Source organism: Kiritimatiellales bacterium, assembly GCA_041656295.1.
Taxonomy (GTDB): Bacteria; Verrucomicrobiota; Kiritimatiellia; order Kiritimatiellales; family Tichowtungiaceae; genus Tichowtungia.
The window spans coordinates 1-3026 of sequence record JBBADV010000045.1 but is presented as its reverse complement, the minus strand read 5'-3'; the positions used below and the strand labels follow the sequence as shown (position 1 = coordinate 3026).

At 50.9% G+C, this 3026-nt stretch carries 7 protein-coding genes; 4 read left to right on the top strand and 3 right to left on the bottom strand.

Annotated elements, in window-relative coordinates; translation table 11 throughout:
* Together WC959_12940 and WC959_12935 are read left to right on the top strand one after the other, a co-directional pair.
* A partial coding sequence (locus WC959_12940) for a hypothetical protein (GenBank protein ID MFA5690021.1) occupies nt 1-220 on the top strand: 220 nt, incomplete at its 5' end.
* Entirely contained in the window at nt 217-507 is a 291-nt protein-coding gene (locus tag WC959_12935; GenBank protein MFA5690020.1) for a hypothetical protein, read from the top strand. The genes WC959_12940 and WC959_12935, both read left to right, overlap by 4 nt.
* Before the next feature lie 69 nt (nt 508-576).
* On the opposite strand, the gene WC959_12930 is transcribed toward WC959_12935, so the two are convergent.
* The 3 genes from WC959_12930 to WC959_12920 all read right to left on the bottom strand — a co-directional run bounded on the left by WC959_12930 (nt 577) and on the right by WC959_12920 (nt 1951).
* Nucleotides 577-924 carry a hypothetical protein gene (locus WC959_12930; GenBank protein ID MFA5690019.1) on the bottom strand — a complete coding sequence of 116 codons (348 nt, stop codon included), beginning with the start codon at nt 922-924 and terminating at the stop codon, nt 577-579.
* 51 nt (nt 925-975) lie between these two features.
* Nucleotides 976-1611: a cell wall hydrolase gene (locus tag WC959_12925; GenBank protein ID MFA5690018.1), complete on the bottom strand. Its 636-nt coding sequence runs from the start codon at nt 1609-1611 to the stop codon at nt 976-978.
* 133 nt (nt 1612-1744) lie between these two features.
* Nucleotides 1745-1951: a hypothetical protein gene (locus WC959_12920; protein ID MFA5690017.1), complete on the bottom strand. Its 207-nt coding sequence runs from the start codon at nt 1949-1951 to the stop codon at nt 1745-1747.
* A 113-nt stretch (nt 1952-2064) separates the two neighbouring features.
* On the opposite strand from WC959_12920, the gene WC959_12915 reads away from it, so the two are divergent.
* Nucleotides 2065-2442, top strand: coding sequence for a hypothetical protein (locus WC959_12915; GenBank protein ID MFA5690016.1), 378 nt, complete (start codon nt 2065-2067; stop codon nt 2440-2442).
* A 20-nt stretch (nt 2443-2462) separates the two neighbouring features.
* Nucleotides 2463-2933: a hypothetical protein gene (locus WC959_12910; protein ID MFA5690015.1), complete on the top strand. Its 471-nt coding sequence runs from the start codon at nt 2463-2465 to the stop codon at nt 2931-2933.
* Nucleotides 2934-3026 lie beyond the last annotated feature (93 nt).

Sequence of the window (3026 nt, the reverse complement as noted above, 5' to 3'; positions counted from 1 at the left end):
GGTTACGCCGTATGTCGAGCAATGGCGGGAAATGATGTCGGAAATTATGGACAAATTCGACGAGCTGCTTCCCGACATTAAAATTGACCTGAGAAAAAAAGAAGGCGGCAGAATGGAAATGATCGTATACGGGACAAGCAATCCGGAAGATCAGAAAATAGCCAAAGAGATTTTCGACCGGATAGAAGAAAAATACGGATGGAAGAGGAGGAAAAGATGAGCGATATCAATGATGTTTTTATGTCAGAGGATCCAACGTTCCTGCCGTGGTGGCTGACCGATGACGGACGGGAAAAATCCGATAGAGAAATCATTTACGAATTCCGCTGCCGGCATAAATTGACGCAGCAGCGAGCGGCTGAAATTCTTGGTTATTCCGGAAACCGGGCCATTCGGTCGATTGAGAACGGTACATTGCAGCGAAACGGCGAGCCGACCAGGCTTTCCAGCCAGGCCAGAAAGGCTATGATCTATTTCGAGATGCTGCGGGAATTCGGATTGCTTTGATTACTGGCACTCGCGTGGCAGGACACTATACGCGATATGGTGGGACGGTAAATTATCACACGCATCTCATCACTGACACGCCCGCAACATGTCCCGCTCGCGGCCGTAGTCGATGATCATCCGCTCGAGCGGGGAGCCGGTGGGAAGTGCGTCGAGTGCGTCCGCCGCCTCCGCCAGAAATTCCGGGCTGTACTGCGCAATCGGAGGACAGATTGACGGGTCAGAAGCTACCGTCACGCATCCGGTCAGCAACGCCGCGACGATCGGAAGGGCTGCGAGCTGCGGCCTGCCGCTGACGCTTGATAATCTCGATAGCCTGCTTTGCATTTTTAACCCTCTCGCTATCTCTTCCTGCCGATCGAGCTCCGGCGAGGATTGCCAGGACAGCAACAGCGCCTCCGGCGACGATAATAACATAACCCCATATTCCGGAAAGCGCGCCAGTTATTGCCGAAAAAAAAGCCCGGATCATCGCAAGCCCTCGCGCCGATCCTGAATGCGCGCATATATCATCACGCCGATGGATATCAGCGCGACGCCAAGAAAGACGTATTTGAGATATTCGCTGTAGGGGATCAGCGGCTCCAATTGACTTTGCAATTCCATCAAAACACCGCTGCCCGCGACGCCCGCCACAGCCATCTTGCCGCCGCGAACGGTTCGCGTTTTGCTGATCGGCCTTTCGTGTTCCAGGGCATCTTTTGCGCAAGACGGCGGCGGCGTGTCGATGTTGTTGTAATAGTAATGATACCCATCATTGTAGCAGGCGGCTTTTTTCTTGGCCCAACTCGGACTGACTGCAAAAGTGTGATAGTGAGTTGCCGTCTTTGTCGGATCCGTTGCCGATCCGCCGGGCTCCCTTGCGACTTGTGCCGCAATCTGGCGGCATCGCGTAAACCACTTGTCTTTTCCATCTGCGGCAAGGATGCGCGCGCGGTTCGGATCATTCGAATTCCAGCAGGAAAATTGCCACGGCTGAAGGCAGACTTCCGCAATCGTCGAAGGCCAGTTCTGATAGCGGACCCGGTTCATAATTACGTTCGCGACTGCGATAGCCGATTTTTCGCTGTTCGCCGCCGCCTCGCCGTAAATCGTGCGCGCCATGATATCGATATCGTGGAGAGTGTGCCTGCTTGTCATTGTATGCGCTCCAAAATAGCCACAATTGATTGCGTCATTGGCTCTTGCGCCCAAAGTATGAGCGGATTGACAACCAGAAAAAACGCAATCATTTTAATCATTTAAATGTCACCTTGTCCAAAACGCCTTTCCCGAAATAGGCGATTGTCGCGACAAATGACGATAGGACGATGTAAAACATGCTGCGCTTAAACGCATCTTCCTTGCGCTGTGCCTCGCGTAGGTTTTCAACTCGCTCTTGTATGATAGACATGTTTTTTTCGAGGTCCGCTAATCGACGTCTTAACTCGTCAATATCAGGCATATCTGACCGCTCCATAACGCAAACCCGAAACTACACTACATAGCAGCAGCAGCCAACTGCCTGGTACAATATCTAGTGGCGTATGGTATACATTTTTGATATAAATTTAAACCATGAATATTTGTGACGTCAGAACCGAGACTTTTGAATTTTTCCAGGGAGCGGGCCCGAAAATCTATTTCCGGCTGGCAGAAGCTACCTATGATTATTCGCGCGGCGTCGTTGTGCCGAGAGGATTTATCAATCTTGATCTTGCGCAAGTGACTTGTCGAATTGCTTCGGAAGGAATTGTTTTTGTGTCACGTGACGCTGTGATTGATCCCGATCAGACCAACAATCCAGGAAAAGCATATTTGCAGATGCTGCCATCCGATACCGCGTCTTTTACCGAGACGGTGTATGCGGAAATGCAAATCAAGCTAATCCCGCCGAACGGCTACGATATATTCATCGACGGGCCGAAGCTAATCATCAAAGAAAACCTGTTTTAACCTAGCGCCGGAGTACCAAAATGGCCGACACACAGCAAATTTCCCTCGTAAATAATTTTCTCATCAACCTTGTGGGGTCAATCGCGGCCTCGAAGGTCAATCTAAATACGGATGATATCAAAATCATCCTGCTTACTTCCGGGACGAATATTTCCGTCTCTACGGCAAAATATTCCGACATCACCGGCGAGGTGGCAAACGGCAATGGTTACACTACGGGCGGAATTTCCGTAGCCAATCAGACGGTTACGCAAAGCGGATCGAGTGTTATTTTCGACGGCGATCCTGTGGAATGGACGGCATCTGGCGGCGGCATCACCGCTCGCAAATATGCATTTATCGACAATACCAATTCGGATAAAACTGTAATCGGCTTTGCCAATATCAACACCGGCGGCACGGACGTATCGATCACTGATACAAACAAACTGACGATCAATCCCCACGCGACAAACGGTTGGCTCCGCTTCACGGTTAGCAACCCGTCCTAATTTCTGAGAGGTTAAAAAATGGCGCGGGACAATGGCGCTACACCGGGCTACACCGCGCCGACTTCTGCCGATTATTATGTTTCCCCGACAGGG

What these genes read in the sequence shown, in the direction of transcription:
- WC959_12935 (MFA5690020.1), top strand. Translation starts at nt 217, where the DNA reads ATGAGCGATATCAATGATGTTTTTATGTCAGAGGATCCAACGTTCCTG.
- WC959_12930 (MFA5690019.1), bottom strand. Translation starts at nt 924, where the DNA reads ATGTTATTATCGTCGCCGGAGGCGCTGTTGCTGTCCTGGCAATCCTCG.
- WC959_12925 (MFA5690018.1), bottom strand. Translation starts at nt 1,611, where the DNA reads ATGGCGCGCACGATTTACGGCGAGGCGGCGGCGAACAGCGAAAAATCG.
- WC959_12920 (MFA5690017.1), bottom strand. Translation starts at nt 1,951, where the DNA reads ATGCCTGATATTGACGAGTTAAGACGTCGATTAGCGGACCTCGAAAAA.
- WC959_12915 (MFA5690016.1), top strand. Translation starts at nt 2,065, where the DNA reads ATGAATATTTGTGACGTCAGAACCGAGACTTTTGAATTTTTCCAGGGA.
- WC959_12910 (MFA5690015.1), top strand. Translation starts at nt 2,463, where the DNA reads ATGGCCGACACACAGCAAATTTCCCTCGTAAATAATTTTCTCATCAAC.